This window comes from Streptococcus infantis (assembly GCF_018499575.1).
Lineage (GTDB): Bacteria > Bacillota > Bacilli > Lactobacillales > Streptococcaceae > Streptococcus > Streptococcus infantis_K.
The window spans coordinates 771,375-789,138 of sequence record NZ_JAHDAP010000001.1 but is presented as its reverse complement, the minus strand read 5'-3'; the positions used below and the strand labels follow the sequence as shown (position 1 = coordinate 789,138).

Annotated in this window: 23 protein-coding genes and 1 tRNA gene; all 24 read left to right on the top strand. The window is 37.6% G+C overall.

Features of this window, described 5'->3' with window-relative positions; genetic code table 11:
- Positions 1-38 precede the first annotated feature (38 nt).
- The 24 genes from KJR31_RS03855 to ifs all read left to right on the top strand — a co-directional run bounded on the left by KJR31_RS03855 (position 39) and on the right by ifs (position 17,508).
- Positions 39-124, top strand: a tRNA-Leu gene (locus KJR31_RS03855).
- A gap of 290 nt (positions 125-414) precedes the next feature.
- Positions 415-1,692, top strand: a complete 1,278-nt coding sequence (locus tag KJR31_RS03850) for an ABC transporter permease (protein ID WP_214262152.1) — start codon at positions 415-417, stop codon at positions 1,690-1,692.
- A gap of 13 nt (positions 1,693-1,705) precedes the next feature.
- Positions 1,706-2,338: an ABC transporter ATP-binding subunit Vex2 gene (gene vex2 / locus KJR31_RS03845; RefSeq protein ID WP_214262151.1), complete on the top strand. Its 633-nt coding sequence runs from the start codon at positions 1,706-1,708 to the stop codon at positions 2,336-2,338.
- A 258-nt stretch (positions 2,339-2,596) separates the two neighbouring features.
- A complete protein-coding gene (gene vex3, locus KJR31_RS03840; protein ID WP_214262150.1) occupies positions 2,597-3,976 on the top strand; it encodes an ABC transporter permease subunit Vex3 in 1,380 nt (459 codons plus the stop codon).
- 71 nt (positions 3,977-4,047) lie between these two features.
- Positions 4,048-4,704 (top strand): response regulator transcription factor, encoded by a 657-nt coding sequence (locus tag KJR31_RS03835; RefSeq protein WP_214262149.1) that lies wholly within the window; start codon positions 4,048-4,050, stop codon positions 4,702-4,704.
- Positions 4,701-6,011 (top strand): sensor histidine kinase VncS, encoded by a 1,311-nt coding sequence (vncS, locus tag KJR31_RS03830; protein WP_214262148.1) that lies wholly within the window; start codon positions 4,701-4,703, stop codon positions 6,009-6,011. Before KJR31_RS03835 ends, vncS begins: the two co-directional genes overlap by 4 nt.
- 156 nt (positions 6,012-6,167) lie before the next feature.
- On the top strand, positions 6,168-7,049 hold the full coding sequence (locus KJR31_RS03825; RefSeq protein WP_001019005.1) for a class II fructose-bisphosphate aldolase: 882 nt from the start codon (positions 6,168-6,170) through the stop codon (positions 7,047-7,049).
- A gap of 169 nt (positions 7,050-7,218) precedes the next feature.
- Positions 7,219-7,566, top strand: a complete 348-nt coding sequence (locus tag KJR31_RS03820; RefSeq protein ID WP_214262147.1) for a hypothetical protein — start codon at positions 7,219-7,221, stop codon at positions 7,564-7,566.
- A gap of 43 nt (positions 7,567-7,609) precedes the next feature.
- Positions 7,610-8,008: a hypothetical protein gene (locus tag KJR31_RS03815; protein WP_214262146.1), complete on the top strand. Its 399-nt coding sequence runs from the start codon at positions 7,610-7,612 to the stop codon at positions 8,006-8,008.
- 87 nt (positions 8,009-8,095) lie between these two features.
- Positions 8,096-9,028, top strand: a complete 933-nt coding sequence (locus KJR31_RS03810; RefSeq protein ID WP_214262145.1) for an alpha/beta fold hydrolase — start codon at positions 8,096-8,098, stop codon at positions 9,026-9,028.
- Between the two features lie 317 nt (positions 9,029-9,345).
- Positions 9,346-10,338 (top strand): ABC transporter ATP-binding protein, encoded by a 993-nt coding sequence (locus KJR31_RS03805; RefSeq protein WP_214262144.1) that lies wholly within the window; start codon positions 9,346-9,348, stop codon positions 10,336-10,338.
- Position 10,339: 1 nt separating this feature from the next.
- Positions 10,340-11,158, top strand: coding sequence for an ABC transporter permease (locus KJR31_RS03800; RefSeq protein ID WP_214262143.1), 819 nt, complete (start codon positions 10,340-10,342; stop codon positions 11,156-11,158).
- Between the two features lies 1 nt (position 11,159).
- A complete protein-coding gene (locus KJR31_RS03795) occupies positions 11,160-11,945 on the top strand; it encodes an ABC transporter permease (protein ID WP_214262142.1) in 786 nt (261 codons plus the stop codon).
- A 38-nt stretch (positions 11,946-11,983) separates the two neighbouring features.
- Positions 11,984-12,445: a GNAT family N-acetyltransferase gene (locus KJR31_RS03790; protein WP_214262523.1), complete on the top strand. Its 462-nt coding sequence runs from the start codon at positions 11,984-11,986 to the stop codon at positions 12,443-12,445.
- Positions 12,446-12,767: 322 nt separating this feature from the next.
- Complete coding sequence (locus KJR31_RS03785; protein ID WP_214262141.1) at positions 12,768-13,001, top strand: Imm74 family immunity protein; 234 nt, start codon at positions 12,768-12,770, stop codon at positions 12,999-13,001.
- 19 nt (positions 13,002-13,020) lie between these two features.
- Complete coding sequence (locus KJR31_RS03780; RefSeq protein WP_214262140.1) at positions 13,021-13,464, top strand: hypothetical protein; 444 nt, start codon at positions 13,021-13,023, stop codon at positions 13,462-13,464.
- A 9-nt stretch (positions 13,465-13,473) separates the two neighbouring features.
- Positions 13,474-13,920 carry a hypothetical protein gene (locus KJR31_RS03775; RefSeq protein WP_214262139.1) on the top strand — a complete coding sequence of 149 codons (447 nt, stop codon included), beginning with the start codon at positions 13,474-13,476 and terminating at the stop codon, positions 13,918-13,920.
- Positions 13,921-13,931: 11 nt separating this feature from the next.
- Positions 13,932-14,405: an SMI1/KNR4 family protein gene (locus tag KJR31_RS03770; RefSeq protein ID WP_214262138.1), complete on the top strand. Its 474-nt coding sequence runs from the start codon at positions 13,932-13,934 to the stop codon at positions 14,403-14,405.
- A gap of 65 nt (positions 14,406-14,470) precedes the next feature.
- Complete coding sequence (locus KJR31_RS03765) at positions 14,471-14,872, top strand: hypothetical protein (protein ID WP_214262137.1); 402 nt, start codon at positions 14,471-14,473, stop codon at positions 14,870-14,872.
- A 46-nt stretch (positions 14,873-14,918) separates the two neighbouring features.
- Positions 14,919-15,269 (top strand): hypothetical protein, encoded by a 351-nt coding sequence (locus KJR31_RS03760; RefSeq protein ID WP_214262136.1) that lies wholly within the window; start codon positions 14,919-14,921, stop codon positions 15,267-15,269.
- A gap of 18 nt (positions 15,270-15,287) precedes the next feature.
- The gene (locus KJR31_RS03755) at positions 15,288-15,689 is read left to right on the top strand and encodes a hypothetical protein (RefSeq protein WP_214262135.1); all 402 of its coding nucleotides are present in this window, start codon (positions 15,288-15,290) and stop codon (positions 15,687-15,689) included.
- Positions 15,662-16,012 carry a hypothetical protein gene (locus KJR31_RS03750; RefSeq protein WP_214262134.1) on the top strand — a complete coding sequence of 117 codons (351 nt, stop codon included), beginning with the start codon at positions 15,662-15,664 and terminating at the stop codon, positions 16,010-16,012. Before KJR31_RS03755 ends, KJR31_RS03750 begins: the two co-directional genes overlap by 28 nt.
- Before the next feature lie 24 nt (positions 16,013-16,036).
- Entirely contained in the window at positions 16,037-16,522 is a 486-nt protein-coding gene (locus tag KJR31_RS03745; protein WP_214262133.1) for a hypothetical protein, read from the top strand.
- A gap of 98 nt (positions 16,523-16,620) precedes the next feature.
- The gene (gene ifs / locus KJR31_RS03740) at positions 16,621-17,508 is read left to right on the top strand and encodes an NAD glycohydrolase inhibitor (protein WP_214262132.1); all 888 of its coding nucleotides are present in this window, start codon (positions 16,621-16,623) and stop codon (positions 17,506-17,508) included.
- Positions 17,509-17,764 lie beyond the last annotated feature (256 nt).

The following is a 17,764-nucleotide window of genomic DNA, read 5'->3' as shown; positions in this document are numbered from 1 at the left end:
ATTTTTTTCAAAGTTGATATACTAGTAAAGTAATCGACGCGGGGATGGCGGAATTGGCAGACGCGCAGGACTAAGGATCCTGTGACCGCTTTAGGTCGTGAGGGTTCAAGTCCCTCTCTCCGCATAGGATAAGAGCTAGCATTGCTAGCTCTTTATTTTTTTATAAAAAAGAGGCCGGGACAAAAGTCCTAGCCTCTCAATTGTTTTTGGATTGTCGAGCAAGACGCAGTGGTTGAGTGGGCTCTACTACGCTGATTTCATCAGCTTTTACAGCCCTACTCAACTGTGCGGAGGTGGGACGACGAAATCGAATTCTAACGAATTACCGATTTCTGTCCCACTCTCTTTTTTTGTAATTTCATAAACATTTCATATTTGAATATTATAATGGTTTTACAAATATGGAGGTGCTATATGAATCCCACTCAAAGAGCTTGGGCTTACGTCAGCAGAAAACGGCTTAGAAGTTTCATATTATTCTTGATTCTATTTGTCTTATTGGCTGGAATATCTGCTTGTCTGACGCTCATGAAGTCCAACAAAACAGTAGAGAATAATCTCTACCGCTCCTTGAATACATCTTTTTTTATTAAAAGAATGGAGCCGGATCAAACCTTTCAGCTGTCTCAACTAGATGACCTTAAAAAAATAAAGGGACTTGAGGAGATTTTCCCAGAGCTAGAAACAATAGCTAAGTTGACTGACAACGAAGTAGTTACTGGAGAACAAAGTATCCAAAGGGATGATCTGACAGAAGCTGAAAAAAATCTTATCAGTTTAATTGCTTTGAAAGATTCATCCAAGGATGTTTCCTTTACGAGCTCTGCCTTTACCCTTAAAGAAGGAAGACATATCGAAAAAGGGGATAAGCAGAAAATATTGGTCCACGAGGAATTGGCTAAGAAGAATAACCTAAAACTTGGGGATAAGATTAGTCTAAATCCTGGTCAAGTAGAAGCTGGTAGTGGACAAAGTCTAGACTATGAAATCGTTGGTATATTCTCAGGTAAAAAACAAGAGAAATTTACTGGTCTTAGCTCAGACTTTAGTGAAAATACAGTTTATACAGATTATGAAAGTAGCCAAACTCTTCTTGGAAATAAGGATGCTCAAGTCACTGCCGCTCGTTTCTATCTAGAAAATCCAAAAGAAATGGACAGTATCATTCAAGAGATTGAAAAGTTATCTCTGGAAACGAAAGGTTATCAAGTCGAAAAGGAAAATAAGGCTTTTGAACAAATCAAGGATTCAGTTTCGACCTTCCAAACCTTCTTACAAATTTTCCTCTATGGCATTATGATTGCTGGTGTAGGAGCGTTGGTCTTGGTCTTGTCCCTTTGGTTACGAGAGCGTGTCTACGAAGTTGGTATTTTATTGGCACTAGGTAAGGGAAAAGGAGCAATCTTTAGTCAATTCTGCCTAGAAGTCATTTTGGTTTCATTGGCATCTATTCTGCCTGCATTTGTGGCTGGGAATGCCATTACTTCCTATCTCTTGAAGACTGTACTAGCAAGTGGCGACCAAGCTGCCCTACAAGATACTCTGTCAAAAGCAACGAATCTTTCAACAAGTCTTCTATCATTTGGAGAATCTTATATTTTCTTACTTATGATCAGCTGCTTGTCAGTTGCACTTTGTTTCCTATTTTTATTTAGAAAATCACCGAAAGAAATTTTATCATCTATTAGTTAATGAAGGAGAAATCATGACTTTACTACAATTACAAGATCTTACTTATCGTTACAAGAACACTGCAGAAGCAGTATTATATAAAATCAATTACGATTTTGAACCTGGTAAGTTTTATAGTATTATCGGAGAATCAGGAGCTGGGAAGTCAACACTCTTGTCTCTCTTAGCAGGACTTGATAGCCCAGTCGAAGGTGCTATTAAGTTTGATGGTAAAGACATTCGTGAACAAGGTTATTCCTATCACCGTATGCACCATATCTCTCTGGTTTTCCAAAACTATAACTTGATTGATTATCTTTCTCCATTGGAAAATATCCGCTTGGTTAATAAAAAAGCCAGCAAGGATACTCTTCTTGAACTTGGTTTAGATGAAAGTCAAATCAAGCGGAATGTTCTCCAATTATCAGGTGGGCAACAACAACGTGTTGCCATTGCTCGTAGCCTTGTATCTGAAGCACCAGTGATTTTAGCAGATGAACCAACAGGGAACCTAGATCCTAAGACAGCTGGGGATATCATCGATTTACTCAAATCTCTTGCTGAGAAAACAGGCAAGTGTGTCATAGTTGTGACCCACAGCAAGGAAGTAGCACAGGCGTCAGATATTACACTTGAATTGAAGGATAAGAAATTGACTGAAAAATAGAGTCTACTTCTTAAACTTTTGGAATTGCTTTAGTAATATATTAAGTAATTATAAACGAAGTGATTCTTAAACAGTTATTTCCCGCTATAGTGGTATCCTAGATAATAACTTTGTTATTATCTAGGACGGTATTTTTGAGACAGATGGCTCAAAAATTAGGGATGAAATTCTAAAATGAAGTTGCTCCCGTCCGCACTATTTAAGGGAAATAAAGAAATATAAAAACATATAAGCGAAGTAAATCTAGAAAGGAATCTTATGTTACACAACGCATTTGCCTATGTCACAAGAAAATTTTTTAAGTCTATTGTGATCTTTCTTATCATTCTCTTGATGGCTAGTTTGAGTTTGGTCGGCTTGTCTATCAAGGGAGCGACAGCCAAGGCTTCTCAAGAAACCTTTAAAAATATCACCAATAGTTTCTCCATGCAAATCAACCGCAGGGTCAATCAAGGAACTCCACGTGGTGCTGGGAATATCAAGGGTGAAGATATCAAAAAAATTACCGAGAATAAGGCCATTGAATCCTACATCAAACGAATTAATGCTATCGGTGATTTGACAGGCTATGAATTGATTGAAACGCCTGAAACCAAGAAAAATCTAACTCCAGATCGTGCTCAACGTTTCGGAAGTAGTTTAATGATAACAGGAGTCAATGACTCTTCTAAAGAAGACAAGTTTGTATCAGGAGCATACAAATTGGTCGAAGGGGAGCATTTAACCAAGGATGATAAATACCAGATTCTCATGCACAAAGACTTGGCTGCAAAACATGGCTGGAAGGTCGGAGACAAGGTCAAGCTGGACTCCAATATCTACGATGCAGATAATGAAAAAGGAGCCAAGGAAACAGTAGAAGTAACAATCAAAGGACTTTTTGATGGACATAACAAATCTGCTGTGACCTATTCACAGGAACTGTATGAGAATACAGCCATCACAGATATTCACACAGCTGCCCAACTCTATGGTTATACTGAAGATACTGCTATTTACGGAGATGCAACCTTCTTTGTAGCTGGAGATAAGAACCTAGATAGTGTCATGCAAGAAATTGCCTCTATCAACGGTATTAACTGGAAAATGTATAGCTTGATTAAGAGTTCATCTAACTACCCTGCCCTTGAACAATCGATCTCAGGTATGTACAAGATGGCTAATCTTCTCTTCTGGGGTAGCTTGAGCTTCTCAGTTCTTCTACTTGCTCTCTTGCTTACACTTTGGATTAACGCCCGTCGGAAAGAGGTTGGAATTCTCCTTTCGATTGGTCTTAAACAGGGAAGAATCTTAGGACATTTTATCACAGAAGCAGTTATGATTGCTATTCCAGCACTTATTTCAGCTTACTTCCTAGCCAACTATACGGCTCGTGCCATTGGAAATACAGTTCTTGCAAATGTCACATCAGATGTGGCTAAGCAAGCTAGTAAGGCAGCCCAAGCCTCTAATCTTGGTGGTGGTGCAGAAGTTGACGGCTTTAGTAAGACACTTTCAAGTCTGGATATTTCCATTCAACCATCTGACTTTGCTATCGTTTTTGTACTTGGTTTGGTTCTAGTAGTGCTAGTTATGGCACTTGCTTCAAGTAATCTCCTCTTTAAACAACCAAAAGAACTCTTGTTGGATAGTGAATAAAAAAACCTGCTACCTATTCTCACTCAAATGAGATATAATATAGGTAGCATTTTTGATAGAAAAGGATTTATATGAAGATTCTAATTGTAGAAGATGAAGACATGATCCGTGAGGGAATTAGTGACTATTTGACGGATTGTGGTTATGAAACCATTCAGGCAAGAGATGGAGAAGAAGCTCTAGAACAATTTTCCAATCATCAAGTAGACTTGGTTCTCTTGGATATTCAAATGCCTAAACTTAATGGTTTAGAGGTTTTGTCTGAAATCCGTAAAAACAGTCAAGTTCCGGTTTTGATGTTGACAGCCTTTCAGGACGAAGAATATAAGATGAGTGCTTTTGCTGCTTTAGCAGATGGTTATTTGGAAAAGCCTTTTTCCCTATCCTTGTTAAAGGTACGAGTGGATGCCATCTTCAAACGTCATTATGATACTGGTCGAATATTTACCTATAGGGACACCGAGGTTGACTTTGACAGTTATAGCGCAAAAGTAGCTGGTCAAGAAGTTGCAGTGAATGCAAAAGAACTGGAAATTTTAGACTATCTGGTCAAAAATGAAGGACGAGCCTTAACGCGGTCGCAGATTATCGATGCTGTATGGAAGGTGACAGATGAGGTCCCTTTTGACAGAGTGATCGATGTCTATATCAAGGAACTGCGGAAAAAATTGGATTTAGACTGTATTCTTACCGTGCGCAATGTTGGTTATAAATTGGAGAGAAAATGAAACGCTCAGGTTTATTTAAAAAGATTTTTGTCTATACCTTCTCGGTATTTTCTACCTTGGTCATTTGTTTGCATTTGGCTATCTATTTCCTTTTTCCTCCGATCTATCTCAGTCATCGTCAGGAAAGTGTTGGGCAGAAGGCCACAGAAATTGCACAATCCCTTCAAGGAAAGGATAGTCAAGCCATTCAGGAAGTTCTTGAACTCTATTCTCAAAGCAGTGATATTAAGGGAGCCATTATGGGAGAGATGACCCCAGATAAGTTGGAGGTCAATGACAATCTTCCTATTGATAAACAAAGACAAACAGCCTCCTTGGTTATTGAGGAAAGAGAAATTGAGACCAAGGATGGTCAGACTATGACCTTGCAGTTTTTAGCTTCTATGGATTTGCAAAAAGAAGCAGAAGAAATCAGTCTTCAGTTTTTGCCTTATACTTTATTGGCGTCGTTCATCATTTCGCTCCTCATCGCCTTTATCTATGCTAGAACCATTGTGGCTCCTATTTTGGAAATCAAACGAGTGACTCGACGGATGATGGATTTGGATACAGAAGTGAGGTTGCGCGTGGATTCTAAAGATGAAATTGGTGATCTTAAAGAACAAATCAATAGCCTTTATCAGCATCTCTTAAATGTTATTGCGGATTTGCATGACAAGAACGAGGCCATCCTCCAACTGGAAAAGATGAAGGTTGAGTTTTTGCGAGGAGCTTCTCACGAACTGAAAACACCTCTTGCGAGTCTGAAGATTCTTTTAGAAAATATGCAAGCCAATATTGGGCGCTATAAAGATAGAGACCATTATCTAGGAGTCTCTCTAGGAATTGTAGATGATTTGAGTCACCACGTTCAGCAAATCCTCTCCCTTTCTTCAGTGCAGGAGTTGCGAGACAAGAAGGAAGAAATCAACCTTCTTGAAATGACCGATCTTCTTTTAAAGGATTATGATTTATTAGCCAAAGAGAGAGAAATCTCAGTCGTGAATCAACTGACTGACCAACAAACTTATCTAAATCCTTCGGTACTCAAGCTCATTCTTTCCAACCTCATCAGCAATGCGGTGAAACACTCTGTTCAAGGTGGTTATTTAAAAATTGGAGCAGAAGATGGTTGGATGATTATTGAGAACGCCTGTACACCTGAGGAGCAAGATAAATTTGAACAGTCCTTTACGACTTCGAGTCGACAAAGTAAGGGAGCTGGCTTGGGACTCTTCGTCGTTAAAAGTTTATTGGAAAACGAAGAAATTGACTATCGATTTGAACGATATGAAGACCACTTGATCTTTTATATGAACCTGCCTTAGAACAAGGAAGGGAACAAATAGGAAAAGGTTTACATATTTTAAAATAGAAGAAATTCAATTCAAACTACAGGAAAAACTAGCTTTTTTTGTTAAAAAGTGATAAAATGAACAATGTAAATGGGATATCCCATAAAAATATACAGGAGGCCTGATAAAATGGCAATCGTTTCAGCAGAAAAATTTGTCCAAGCAGCTCGTGACAACGGTTATGCAGTTGGTGGATTTAACACAAACAACCTTGAGTGGACTCAAGCTATCTTGCGCGCAGCAGAAGCTAAAAAAGCTCCAGTTTTGATCCAAACTTCAATGGGTGCTGCTAAATACATGGGTGGTTATAAAGTTGCTCGCAACTTGATCGCTAACCTTGTTGAATCAATGGGTATCACTGTACCAGTAGCTATCCACCTTGACCACGGTCACTACGAAGATGCACTTGAGTGTATCCAAGTTGGTTATACTTCAGTTATGTTTGACGGTTCACACCTTCCAGTTGAAGAAAACCTTGAAAAAGCTCGTAAAGTTGTAGAATTTGCGCATGCAAATGGTGTATCAGTAGAAGCTGAAGTTGGTACTATTGGTGGTGAAGAAGATGGAATCATCGGTGATGGTGAATTGGCTCCAATCGAAGATGCTAAAGCAATGGTTGCAACTGGTATCGACTTCTTGGCAGCTGGTATCGGTAACATCCACGGTCCTTACCCAGCAAACTGGAAAGGTCTTCATCTTGATCACTTGCAAAAATTGACTGAAGCTGTACCAGGTTTCCCAATCGTATTGCACGGTGGTTCAGGTATTCCTGATGATCAAATCCAAGCAGCTATCAAACTTGGTGTTGCTAAAGTTAACGTTAACACTGAATGCCAAATCGCATTCGCTAACGCAACTCGTAAATTTGCTCGTGACTACGAAGCAAACGAAGCAGAATACGACAAGAAGAAACTCTTCGACCCACGTAAATTCTTGGCTGACGGTGTAAAAGCTATCCAAGCATCAGTTGAAGAACGTATCGACGTATTCGGTTCAGAAGGTAAAGCTTAATCTAGCTTAACCATACAAAACAGAAACCTGCCCCTGAGGGTGGGTTTTCTCATTTTTCAACTCTTCTCAACCTTATTTAAAAAGTGATATAATGAGGATGGAGAGAATCATTTAGTGATTTTTTGGGTAAAACTAGCTTTTTAATCAACTTTTGAAAGGAAAAATAGCTATGATATTCGATCAGTCCTTACAAGCCTACCTTCATGAAGTAGATGATGTTCTTGTGGCTTGGGAAGAAAAACCAAGTGTGAATTTTGAGGTGGGAGCTCAGTTGCTTGCATCCAATTACCATAGAAACAGGTCTCGTATTCTTGCATTTATATTGCCTCATTTACAAGAATTTTATGGTCATTTCACAGATGAAGAAGCTACTGAAAAATTGGGTAAACCCATCATCGAGCCAGAAAGACAAACCGTTACTTTCTGCGATCAAACTTTTGATGATATTCATATCTTTTCTTTTGACTATCAGGGGCAGGCATTTGAGTGTCTGGAGAATTTTACCATTGATGGTTAAGGTCTGTTTTCAGTTTAAAGTTTAAAAAGAAGGGGAGAGATTGATGAGTACTGCTGATTTTATCTTTATTGAGAGTAAAGAACACATATTCCTAGATTTACAAGCCTTTTGTACTGCTTTGAGAGAAGAATTCCCAGGTATTATAATCAGAGAAAGGACTAACCCTGAAAAAGCTTACTCGCTTTCTTGGGATTATCAAAGTCCTCAGCTTACCTTGGAAAGTTCTTTGAGTAGCAAGAAAAATATTTTTGTGATAAATTACTTTGATTCAACAAACAGGTTACAAGATTATGCATCCTATATCATCTGGCTTCGGAAATGGTTTCCAGCTGAAGAAAAGGTTTCCTTTTGTGATGAAGGCTATGAGTATGTGTTTGAACTTCCTAGTGATTTATCCCAAGAGGAGTTGGAAAACTACTTACGAACAAGATTTGATGAGTGAAGAAGAAGTTCGCAAACGAAATATAGAAAACTGGAGAAGAACCATCCCTAAGTTGCTAAAAGATTCTAATTTTTGTACAATAATGCTATGAAAAAACTAAAAAAATGTTGCCTTGGCTTTATTAGTTTCATTCTTTTGTTTCTAACGGCTACATTTATCTTTCACCGTATTAGTCTAGAAAAAGAACAAGCCTCACTAACACCTATGGGTCAAAGAGTTCTTGTCAATGGGCATCAAATGAATGTCTACGTTGAAGGGGATGGTCCAGAGACTATAGTCGTTCTCTCAGGTGCCGGTATTGCTTCTCCAATCTTGGACTTTAAGAATGTGTCGGATTCCTTATCGAAAAGATACAAGGTAGTCATCGTGGAGCGAGCGGGATATGGTTATAGTGATGATAGCAATCATTCAAGAGATGTGATGGAGGTTTTGTCTGAGACTCGTCAAGCTCTTTCTCAGGCTAATGTCACAGGGCCTTTTATCATTTTGTCTCATTCTATGGCTAGTCTTGAGAGTCTGGCTTGGCAGGAAAAATATCCTGATGAAGTGAAAGCCTTGATTGGTCTGGATTGGGCACTGCCAGCTAGTTATGAAGATTTAAAGGATAATAAGGCATTGCTTACTGTGGCTTATTGGAGCAGTAAGATTGGCTTATTACGCTATTTCCCTGAGTCCTTTTATATAAAAAATCCAACTCTGACTGAAGCTGAACGACAACAATATAAATTACTAGCATATAAGCAGTTGATATCACAAGCTATGCTTCATGAATCCCGTATGGTAAAGGAAAATGCCAAGAAAGTTCCCTCTAGCATCAATCCCAAAATCCCTACCTTACTACTGGTTTCTAACGGTCAAGATACAAGCTTTAGTCAATCTGAATGGAAGCGCTACGCAGAGAAGTTTGCTAGTGAACAGTCTAATGTGAAAGTCATCTATATGGATGCACCACACGACCTTTATCATTATCAAAGTCATGAAATAGTTTCTCAGATTGAAGATTTTTTAAAGAGGAATTGAGGGATAGAAATCATTTTAGACTGATGACAATCATTAAATGTTGAAGGATTAATAGTAGAATCGTTAATTTTTTGATTAAAAAAATTCTTTTTCTTTACAACAAACCTGCCCCTGAGGGTAGGTTTTTTGGTGTTTTAAGAGAGAAATCTCACATTTCACAATCTATAAGAAAACGCTTGCATTCCTTTTTTTATTGGATTATAATAGGTTGGTATAAATCCTTCTGAACTAATAAGATTGAGAAGGTGTAGAAAGTAAGGATTTAGAATTTTTGTAGTCAAAAATACAATGTTGTTTCTTACTAAAGGGAGATAGATATGGCAATGATAGAAGTGCAACATCTTCAGAAAAATTTTGTGAAGACAGTCAAGGAACCGGGCTTAAAGGGGGCTTTGCGTTCCTTTATTCATCCTGAAAAGCAGACATTTGAAGCGGTTAAGGATTTGACATTTGAGGTTCCAAAAGGGCAGATTTTAGGATTTATTGGGGCAAATGGTGCTGGGAAGTCAACCACCATTAAAATGCTGACCGGAATTTTGAAACCGACATCTGGTTTTTGTCGGATTAATGGCAAGATTCCACAGGATAATCGCCAAGATTATGTCAAGGATATTGGAGTCGTTTTCGGACAACGCACCCAGCTATGGTGGGATTTGGCCCTGCAAGAGACTTACACGGTTTTGAAGGAGATTTACGATGTCCCGGACTCGCTCTTTCACAAGCGCATGGACTTTTTGAATGAAGTTTTGGATTTGAAGGACTTTATCAAGGATCCTGTTCGGACTCTTTCACTAGGTCAACGGATGCGGGCGGATATTGCGGCTTCCTTGCTTCACAATCCCAAGGTTCTCTTTTTAGATGAGCCGACTATTGGGTTGGATGTGTCGGTCAAGGATAACATTCGTCGGGCTATCACCCAGATCAATCAGGAGGAAGAAACAACCATTCTTTTGACCACTCATGATTTGAGTGATATTGAGCAACTTTGTGATCGGATTTTTATGATTGATAAGGGGCAAGAGATTTTTGATGGAACGGTTAGCCAACTCAAGGAAACCTTTGGAAAGATGAAGACTCTCTCCTTCGATCTGACGCCAGGTCAAAGTCATCTCATCTCTCACTATGAAGGCTTGCCTGATATGTCCATTGATAGACAAGGAAATAACCTGACTATTGAATTTGATAGTTCCCGCTACCAATCAGCCGATATTATCAAGCAAACCTTATCTGATTTTGAGGTCCGTGATTTGAAGATGGTAGATACGGATATTGAAGATATTATCCGTCGCTTCTATCGAAAGGAGCTCTAAGATGGTCAAATTGTGGAGACGTTATAAACCCTTTATCAATGCAGGGATTCAAGAGTTGATTAGCTATCGAGTCAACTTTATTCTTTATCGGATTGGCGATGTCATGGGTGCTTTTGTGGCCTTTTATCTCTGGAAGGCTGTCTTTGATTCCTCCCAGGAGCCTTTGATTCAGGGCTTCAGTATGGCGGATATCACCCTCTACATCATCATGAGTTTTGTGACTAATCTTCTGACTAGGTCGGATTCTTCCTTTATGATTGGTGATGAGGTCAAGGATGGTTCCATTATCATGCGCTTGCTGAGACCAGTGCATTTTGCGGCCTCTTACCTTTTCACTGAACTTGGCTCCAAGTGGTTGATTTTTATCTCTGTTGGACTGCCATTTTTAAGTGTCATTGTTTTGATGAAAATCTTATCTGGGCAAGGGATTGTAGAAGTGCTGGGACTAACTACCCTTTATCTTTTTAGCTTAACGCTGGCCTATCTGATTAACTTTTTCTTTAATATCTGCTTTGGATTTTCAGCCTTTGTATTTAAAAATCTTTGGGGTTCCAACCTACTTAAGACTTCCATAGTGGCCTTTATGTCTGGGAGTTTGATTCCCTTGGCTTTCTTTCCAAAGGTGGTTTCAGCTATTCTCTCCTTCTTGCCTTTTTCATCTTTGATTTACACTCCGGTTATGATCATTGTTGGGAAATACGATGCTAGTCAGATTCTTCAAGCACTTTTGCTTCAGCTTTTCTGGCTTATAGTGATGGTGGGCTTGTCTCAGTTGATTTGGAAACGAGTCCAGTCATTTATCACCATTCAGGGAGGTTAGTATGAAAAAATATCAACGCATGCATCTGATTTTTATCAGACAGTACATCAAGCAAATCATGGAATACAAGGTAGATTTTGTGGTTGGTGTGTTGGGAGTCTTTCTGACTCAAGGCCTGAACCTCTTGTTTCTCAATGTCATCTTTCAACATATCCCCTCCTTAGAAGGCTGGACCTTTCAAGAGATAGCCTTTATCTATGGTTTTTCCTTGATTCCTAAGGGATTGGACCATCTCTTTTTTGACAATCTCTGGGCTTTAGGTCAACGACTAGTTCGAAAAGGGGAGTTTGACAAGTATCTGACTCGTCCTATCAATCCTCTCTTTCACATCCTCGTTGAGACCTTTCAGATTGATGCCTTGGGTGAACTTTTGGTCGGTGGAATTTTACTAGCGACAACGGCGACTAGCATTGCTTGGACTCTTCCAAAATTCCTGATTTTTCTAGTTTGTATTCCTTTTGCGACCTTGATTTATACTTCCTTAAAAATTGCTACAGCCAGTATCGCTTTTTGGACCAAGCAGTCAGGTGCCATGATTTACATTTTCTATATGTTTAATGATTTTGCCAAGTACCCGATTTCCATTTACAATTCGCTCCTTCGTTGGTTAATTAGCTTTATTGTACCTTTCGCCTTTACGGCCTACTATCCTGCCGGCTATTTCTTGCAAGGCAAGGATGGACTCTTTAATATTGGTGGTTTGATTCTGATTTCTCTTATCTTCTTTTGCATCTCTCTGAAACTCTGGGATAGGGGATTAGACGCTTACGAAAGTGCAGGCTCGTAAGAGCTAAAGTAAGACTAAAATCAAGAAAGGAACTTATGATGCTTGTTATTAAAGAAGTTAAGGATGAAGAGCAAAAAATGGCAGTTGTCGCTGAGGTTTTAAAGGATTTGCCAGAATGGTTTGGAATACCAGAAAGCACGCAAGCCTACATCGAAGGAGCCAAGGACTTGAAGGTGTGGGGCGCCTTTCAGGAGAGTGATTTGCTTGGCTTTGTAAGCTTGTCCTATTCTAGTGAAGATTGTGCAGAGATTGATTGTCTCGGTGTAAAAAAAGCTCATCAAGGAAGAGGAATTGGAAGTCAGTTGCTTGCTACTTTAGAAAGTGAAGCACGCAAAAACGTTGATTATTTACAAGTGAAAACAGTAGCAGAAGGCTCTAATAAAGATTATGATCGAACAAATGTCTTTTATCGCAGTCTTGGCTTTAAAAAATTAGAGATTTTTCCACAACTTTGGGGGCCTCAAAATCCTTGTCAGATTTTGATTAAAAAGATGGGTTAAGAATTCCTTGACATCCTTCCTTATAGTGCTATACTATAAGGGTAATCGCCGATTTAGCTCAGTTGGTAGAGCACCGCACTCGTAACGCGAAGGTCACAGGTTCGATCCCTGCAATCCTATATAATGAAAAACACTGAAGATTCAGTGTTTTTTTGTTAGTTTTTAACTAGCAAACCCCTCATATCAAGCGCTTGTATGGTATAATAATGGAAAACGTTAACATTGATTTTTAAGGTAGTTCTATCATGTTGGAATACCAAATAAAAAAGTTATGAGTGCTCTACAAGTTTAATCTGAAAGGGATATAAGAAAAGGGAGTAGAATGAAAATTTCTGGTACAAGGTCTATCATCACATTTGACTATGAAAATGGTTATGTTTTAAAAGCGAAGGGAGAATTGTTAACCGATGGTAGTTTTACTGTATATAGGTCAAGTCTACAGAATTGGGAGCCACCGTACAACCACATTCGTATCACGCAGAACGAGATAGATAAACTTGTCAAGGAAGTGCAGTCCATGATGAGTAAGCAAACAATACAGATCGAATTTATCTGAGTTAGAGTAGGAGAGTAACATGATAAAATTTGAAGATAAATTTATGGAAATTCAGGTTAGCATGATTTCATTAGCAATGGAATATGTCCAAAATCAAGCAGAAAAAGTATATATCTATGCGATAGCGGACAGTTTGTATAGTTTTAATCTCTTCTATGAGATTAAGGGAAATATTGTACACAAACACTTAGTAAATGATTATTTACCTAAAGACTCTCATGTTGATATTAGTTTACAAACTGCCTTGTTAAAGGAAGGTATCAAGGATGTAGAGGCAATGATTGATATTTGCAAAGAATATGACCGTGAACACCCAACTGAAATGTGGTTGATTTATGATGCTCAGAAAAACAGCCTTGATAGTCGCTATAGCTATGAAGGGCGTTATGACAAGGATGAAGAATTGCTTCCACGACTAGAATTTGAAAAATGGTTTGAGGAAGTAAAAAACAAGCAACTATAGGAGAAGAAGATGTCCCAATTTGAAGATAAATTTATGGAAGTTCAAGTTAGCATGATTTCACTAGCAATGGAATATGTCCAAAATCAAGCAGAAAAAGTATACATTTATTGTATCTCTGAAGAAGCGTTACTTTCTTTTGATGTTTTTTATAAAATTAATGGAACTGTGACAAAAATGTATGCGGTGAATGAAATTTTAAATAAAAAAGTAGATACTTCAAAAAATATGATGGTAGCAGTACAACGGTTTGGTCTTGAAGATATACAGAAAATGCTTGATGTTTGCCAAGAATATGACCGTGAACACCCAACTGAGATGTGGTTGATTTATGATGCCAAGAAAAACAGTCTTGATAGTCGCTATAGTTATGAAGGGCGTTATGACAAGGATGAGGAATTGATTCCACGTCTAGAGTTTGAAAAATGGTTTGAGGAAGTAAAAGGCGAGAAAATGTAGGAGAAGAAAATATGCCACAACAAGAACAATCAGTCATCTATCCACTGCCAACTGATGCGTTATTACAGAAAAGAGAAGTTGCGTGGAAAGTTCAATTACCTGACGATTATAAGAATTTTATAATGAGAAAAAATGGTTTTCGTCCTTCTAAAAATTTATTTTCTTTAAAAAATAGGTCCTTTTTGATTGAACGATTCTTGTGTGTATTAGAAAACACAAAAGACAATCCACTAGGCGTGTATGACATTGATGTTGTAATGTCCCAACTGGATGAACGTTTGTTTGTTCATGAAGATATTTTGGGATTTGAGTTGGTCCCCATAGCAGCATTGTTTAGCGGTGACTTTATTTGTCTAAACTATATTGAGAATCCCGAAAATCCAAGCATTTGTATCTGGTACCACGAGGAATCGTATGAGTTGGAGCCTACTATAGAGTTTGTAGCTAATAACTTTACAGAGTTTTTAGCTATGTTACAAGATTAGTTATGTAATGGATGGATATTGATTTAGAACGAAAACGTCGAGGATTGATAAAGTGAGGGCTATAAATGAGCGAAGGTTACTTATCTATAAGAGAGAGTCTAGGCTATCAGAATGTCAAGAAAGCGTTAGAGCAAGTTTTTTCGATAGATCTTGATACGATTGCCATTCATGAAGGAGAAGATGAAAATTTTAATTTTCCCTTCGTGTATAAGGGTTATCATATGACGATGGGGATATCATCAACCGGTAAAAATAGGCAATTGGAAGCTGGAGAGGGTGGCTTGTTTAACATTTGGTTCACTCAAACTGATGAGCAAAGATTTTCCATCACCTTTTTATCCAAGATAATCGATGATAAGAGCCTAAAAAGAGTGTATGGACGTGATAGAAAGTCAGTCGAACAAACCTTGCAATTATTGAAAGACTTTCTAGATTCAGATAGAGCGGAAGTTTTATTAAAGAATTGACCAAATAGATTTTAAAGAAAATGATTTCTTTGAGGAGAATAATATTATGGAATTAAATGAAACTGGGAAGTTTGCTATAGAAACGAGCAGAATGTTTCGAACTTATTTTGGGAAGAGAGTGGATGATACATGCATATACGACATAGTTGAGGAACCCAATCATCGTGCGTTTAAAATTGATTTTAAGGCATATGATTACTTTACTATTGAATTTGATTATGAGAATGACCTGTGCGAGTTCTTCATTGTCTTAACGAAAGAAGTGAAGCTATCCCTTACTAAAGAGCCAGCTGTATATAGCAAAATAATAGATTGGGATAGTTATTTAAAAGGAATCAAGGATGAGCTCGAACTCCGAATTCCGGATAAGTTTTTAAAAGCCAAGGGTTGGTTGTAAGAGAAAAGGAGGAATCGAATGGAAGACAATAAAATGCTTCGACTAGCAGAAGAGACGAGAGAAAAAATCAAAAGTGTATTTGGTGATCGCATCACTGAGCCAAAAATTGTGGATGTTGTTGAGTATTTACCTTATCAGCGATTTGGAATTCGGTTTGTTGCGTATGATTATTATTTAATATTCTTCAACTATGATAGAGGATTTTGTAGCTTTTCTCTTTTTGTAGGTGAGCGATACGGAGCCTCTTTGAATGGTGGTAAAAGTATGGTCGGCTTTGGTGAAATAAAAGATTGGGATAGCTACTTAAAAGAAATTATGGCGGAAATCGAGCTTCATATTCCCGACAAGTTTTTAAAAGCCAAGGGATGGTATAAAAGAAGAGGTATATTGCAATGTTTGAAAGTCAAATGGATTTTTTAGCGGATGAATTCTGCGATATATTGGATAGAGTTTTTGCCAAGCGAATTGGAACATTTTGTATATACGATATAGTTGACGAACCCAATCATCAAACTTTTAAAATAGATTTTAAGGCTTACGATTACTTCGCGATTGAATTTGATTATGAAAATGACATGTGTGAATTCTTCATTGTTTTAACGAAAGAAGTGAAGGTGTCAATCACTAAAGAACCAGCTGTTTACAGCCAGATAACAGATTGGGACAGCTACTTAAAAGAAATTATGGCGGAAATCGAGCTTCGCATTCCCGACAAGTTTTTAAAAGCAAAGGGTTGGTTGTAGACTGAAACTCTTTGAGGAGAAAATATGTACGCGATATATAAAGGCATTAGATATTCAGCTGAACAATTTGCTGGTGAAAGCAAAATTACATTGCATAGCAAATCTCAAGATGAAGGCTTTGAAGCATATGTTTCTAAAATAAGTGGTCGAGTGTTTAAAGATCATTTTGTCAAAAAAGTCAAGATAGAGGAGCTAGACTATCTATACAGTATTCATTATGAAATTCAATATAAGGGCCATTCTTTTGATGTTAGTAGTGGGATGATTCGAAGAAATATTGAGAAAGATTGGTTTGAAATAATACCAAGCGCCAACCAAAATCAAATAAAGGATGAGTTGGGATTCAAGCAGATAAACAAATTAGAATGGGCAAAAGAGATTAGCCGAAAAGACATTGAAGTATTAAAAATAATCGAAACACCTTTAGGAATCTTTAAAGATCAGGGAGTTAAGGTCAAAAGTTTAGAAGGCCAAGATATTGATGATTTTTTAAATTCTATTGAAAAGTAAAGTTTTGATGCTGTATCACCTTTGACATAGCATGTGAGGAACTTGTTTATATACTATGAGTTGAGGGAATTTTTAGAATTAACCAATGGAGTAAATAAATGCAGGCATACAAATTGAAAAATAAAGAAAACTATCAAAATTTTGTAAAAGACTATCGTGAAATAATGAAGGAAGGGAAAGAAGCAGAAACATTTCTTGGAGAGGATATTAGGTATCGTTTTCAACAACGCAACTCAATGATAACAGAATACACTGATATTCAGGTGTTGATGGAATATTGTTTATTCCCTCTATATGTAGAAGGTGATAAAGATATAGAGAAAAGGACATTTGAGATATTAAAAGAGTTCTCTTTAAGTATTGATGAAAAGAAAATATGGCAAGTTACAGAATATTTATTGCTTCAAGATTTTATTCTGGCGGAATATAAGCCCCTTCCTTTTGAAATTGATACAAGAAAATTAGTTCCTCTTATACTTGATACAATAGAAAAACTTCCTAACGAGTTAAAAACTAGTGGATATTATGGTCGATTAATTGGAAATATTAAATCAATTCCTTCTTTCAAGTATTATGAGGTGGAAAAGGTAGAGAAGATTCTTAAGGAATTCAAGGAAAAATATGACAATCCACCTAAAGTAGTAGAGTCTATTAAAGAAGTTGAGGAAATTGAACTAGACGTTACAAGCATCGATGCGATGGGCGTCTCTGATGATCATCTAGAGTTGTTGTTGATTGATGAAAACAAATGGATTGAGTCATTAGAAGAGGAACATCTCTTGAAACTTCAAGAAAAACTCAACAACTACATCTACTTCCTCGAAAGCAAGCAGTATGTGGCACGATATGGCGATAGTTTTGACAAAAAAGTTATCCATATCACCTTCCAATATTCTCCATCGGATAATGGACTAGCCTTTCTCGCAGCTGTTCAGAAAGTGTTACAACCGACGGATATGAGCTTGAAAGTGGAATTGCCTGAGTGATAAAGAGCTTAGAATTCCATTAATAAGGCAAAAAAAGAGTTAAAGTGAAGGTTAGTCAAAAAATAAGTTAGTCACTATTTTGACCAAATATTGACCGACCACTCTTGAAAGTGTTGATATAACAGCGATTGTTAGGGTTTTTAATAACCCTGCAATCGGCAGACTAAAAGAAGTCCTCTTGGACTTCTTTTTTCCTTTTTATTAATTTCTGACCACATAGTCTATCATGACTACCACATAGGCAAAAGCTATTGTT

Excerpts from the sequence above, each read along its gene's own strand:
- KJR31_RS03850 (WP_214262152.1), top strand. The coding sequence starts at position 415 with ATGAATCCCACTCAAAGAGCTTGGGCTTACGTCAGCAGAAAACGGCTT.
- vex2 (WP_214262151.1), top strand. The coding sequence starts at position 1,706 with ATGACTTTACTACAATTACAAGATCTTACTTATCGTTACAAGAACACT.
- vex3 (WP_214262150.1), top strand. The coding sequence starts at position 2,597 with ATGTTACACAACGCATTTGCCTATGTCACAAGAAAATTTTTTAAGTCT.
- KJR31_RS03835 (WP_214262149.1), top strand. The coding sequence starts at position 4,048 with ATGAAGATTCTAATTGTAGAAGATGAAGACATGATCCGTGAGGGAATT.
- vncS (WP_214262148.1), top strand. The coding sequence starts at position 4,701 with ATGAAACGCTCAGGTTTATTTAAAAAGATTTTTGTCTATACCTTCTCG.
- KJR31_RS03825 (WP_001019005.1), top strand. The coding sequence starts at position 6,168 with ATGGCAATCGTTTCAGCAGAAAAATTTGTCCAAGCAGCTCGTGACAAC.
- KJR31_RS03820 (WP_214262147.1), top strand. The coding sequence starts at position 7,219 with ATGATATTCGATCAGTCCTTACAAGCCTACCTTCATGAAGTAGATGAT.
- KJR31_RS03815 (WP_214262146.1), top strand. The coding sequence starts at position 7,610 with ATGAGTACTGCTGATTTTATCTTTATTGAGAGTAAAGAACACATATTC.
- KJR31_RS03810 (WP_214262145.1), top strand. The coding sequence starts at position 8,096 with ATGAAAAAACTAAAAAAATGTTGCCTTGGCTTTATTAGTTTCATTCTT.
- KJR31_RS03805 (WP_214262144.1), top strand. The coding sequence starts at position 9,346 with ATGGCAATGATAGAAGTGCAACATCTTCAGAAAAATTTTGTGAAGACA.
- KJR31_RS03800 (WP_214262143.1), top strand. The coding sequence starts at position 10,340 with ATGGTCAAATTGTGGAGACGTTATAAACCCTTTATCAATGCAGGGATT.
- KJR31_RS03795 (WP_214262142.1), top strand. The coding sequence starts at position 11,160 with ATGAAAAAATATCAACGCATGCATCTGATTTTTATCAGACAGTACATC.
- KJR31_RS03790 (WP_214262523.1), top strand. The coding sequence starts at position 11,984 with ATGCTTGTTATTAAAGAAGTTAAGGATGAAGAGCAAAAAATGGCAGTT.
- KJR31_RS03785 (WP_214262141.1), top strand. The coding sequence starts at position 12,768 with ATGAAAATTTCTGGTACAAGGTCTATCATCACATTTGACTATGAAAAT.
- KJR31_RS03780 (WP_214262140.1), top strand. The coding sequence starts at position 13,021 with ATGATAAAATTTGAAGATAAATTTATGGAAATTCAGGTTAGCATGATT.
- KJR31_RS03775 (WP_214262139.1), top strand. The coding sequence starts at position 13,474 with ATGTCCCAATTTGAAGATAAATTTATGGAAGTTCAAGTTAGCATGATT.
- KJR31_RS03770 (WP_214262138.1), top strand. The coding sequence starts at position 13,932 with ATGCCACAACAAGAACAATCAGTCATCTATCCACTGCCAACTGATGCG.
- KJR31_RS03765 (WP_214262137.1), top strand. The coding sequence starts at position 14,471 with ATGAGCGAAGGTTACTTATCTATAAGAGAGAGTCTAGGCTATCAGAAT.
- KJR31_RS03760 (WP_214262136.1), top strand. The coding sequence starts at position 14,919 with ATGGAATTAAATGAAACTGGGAAGTTTGCTATAGAAACGAGCAGAATG.
- KJR31_RS03755 (WP_214262135.1), top strand. The coding sequence starts at position 15,288 with ATGGAAGACAATAAAATGCTTCGACTAGCAGAAGAGACGAGAGAAAAA.
- KJR31_RS03750 (WP_214262134.1), top strand. The coding sequence starts at position 15,662 with ATGTTTGAAAGTCAAATGGATTTTTTAGCGGATGAATTCTGCGATATA.
- KJR31_RS03745 (WP_214262133.1), top strand. The coding sequence starts at position 16,037 with ATGTACGCGATATATAAAGGCATTAGATATTCAGCTGAACAATTTGCT.
- ifs (WP_214262132.1), top strand. The coding sequence starts at position 16,621 with ATGCAGGCATACAAATTGAAAAATAAAGAAAACTATCAAAATTTTGTA.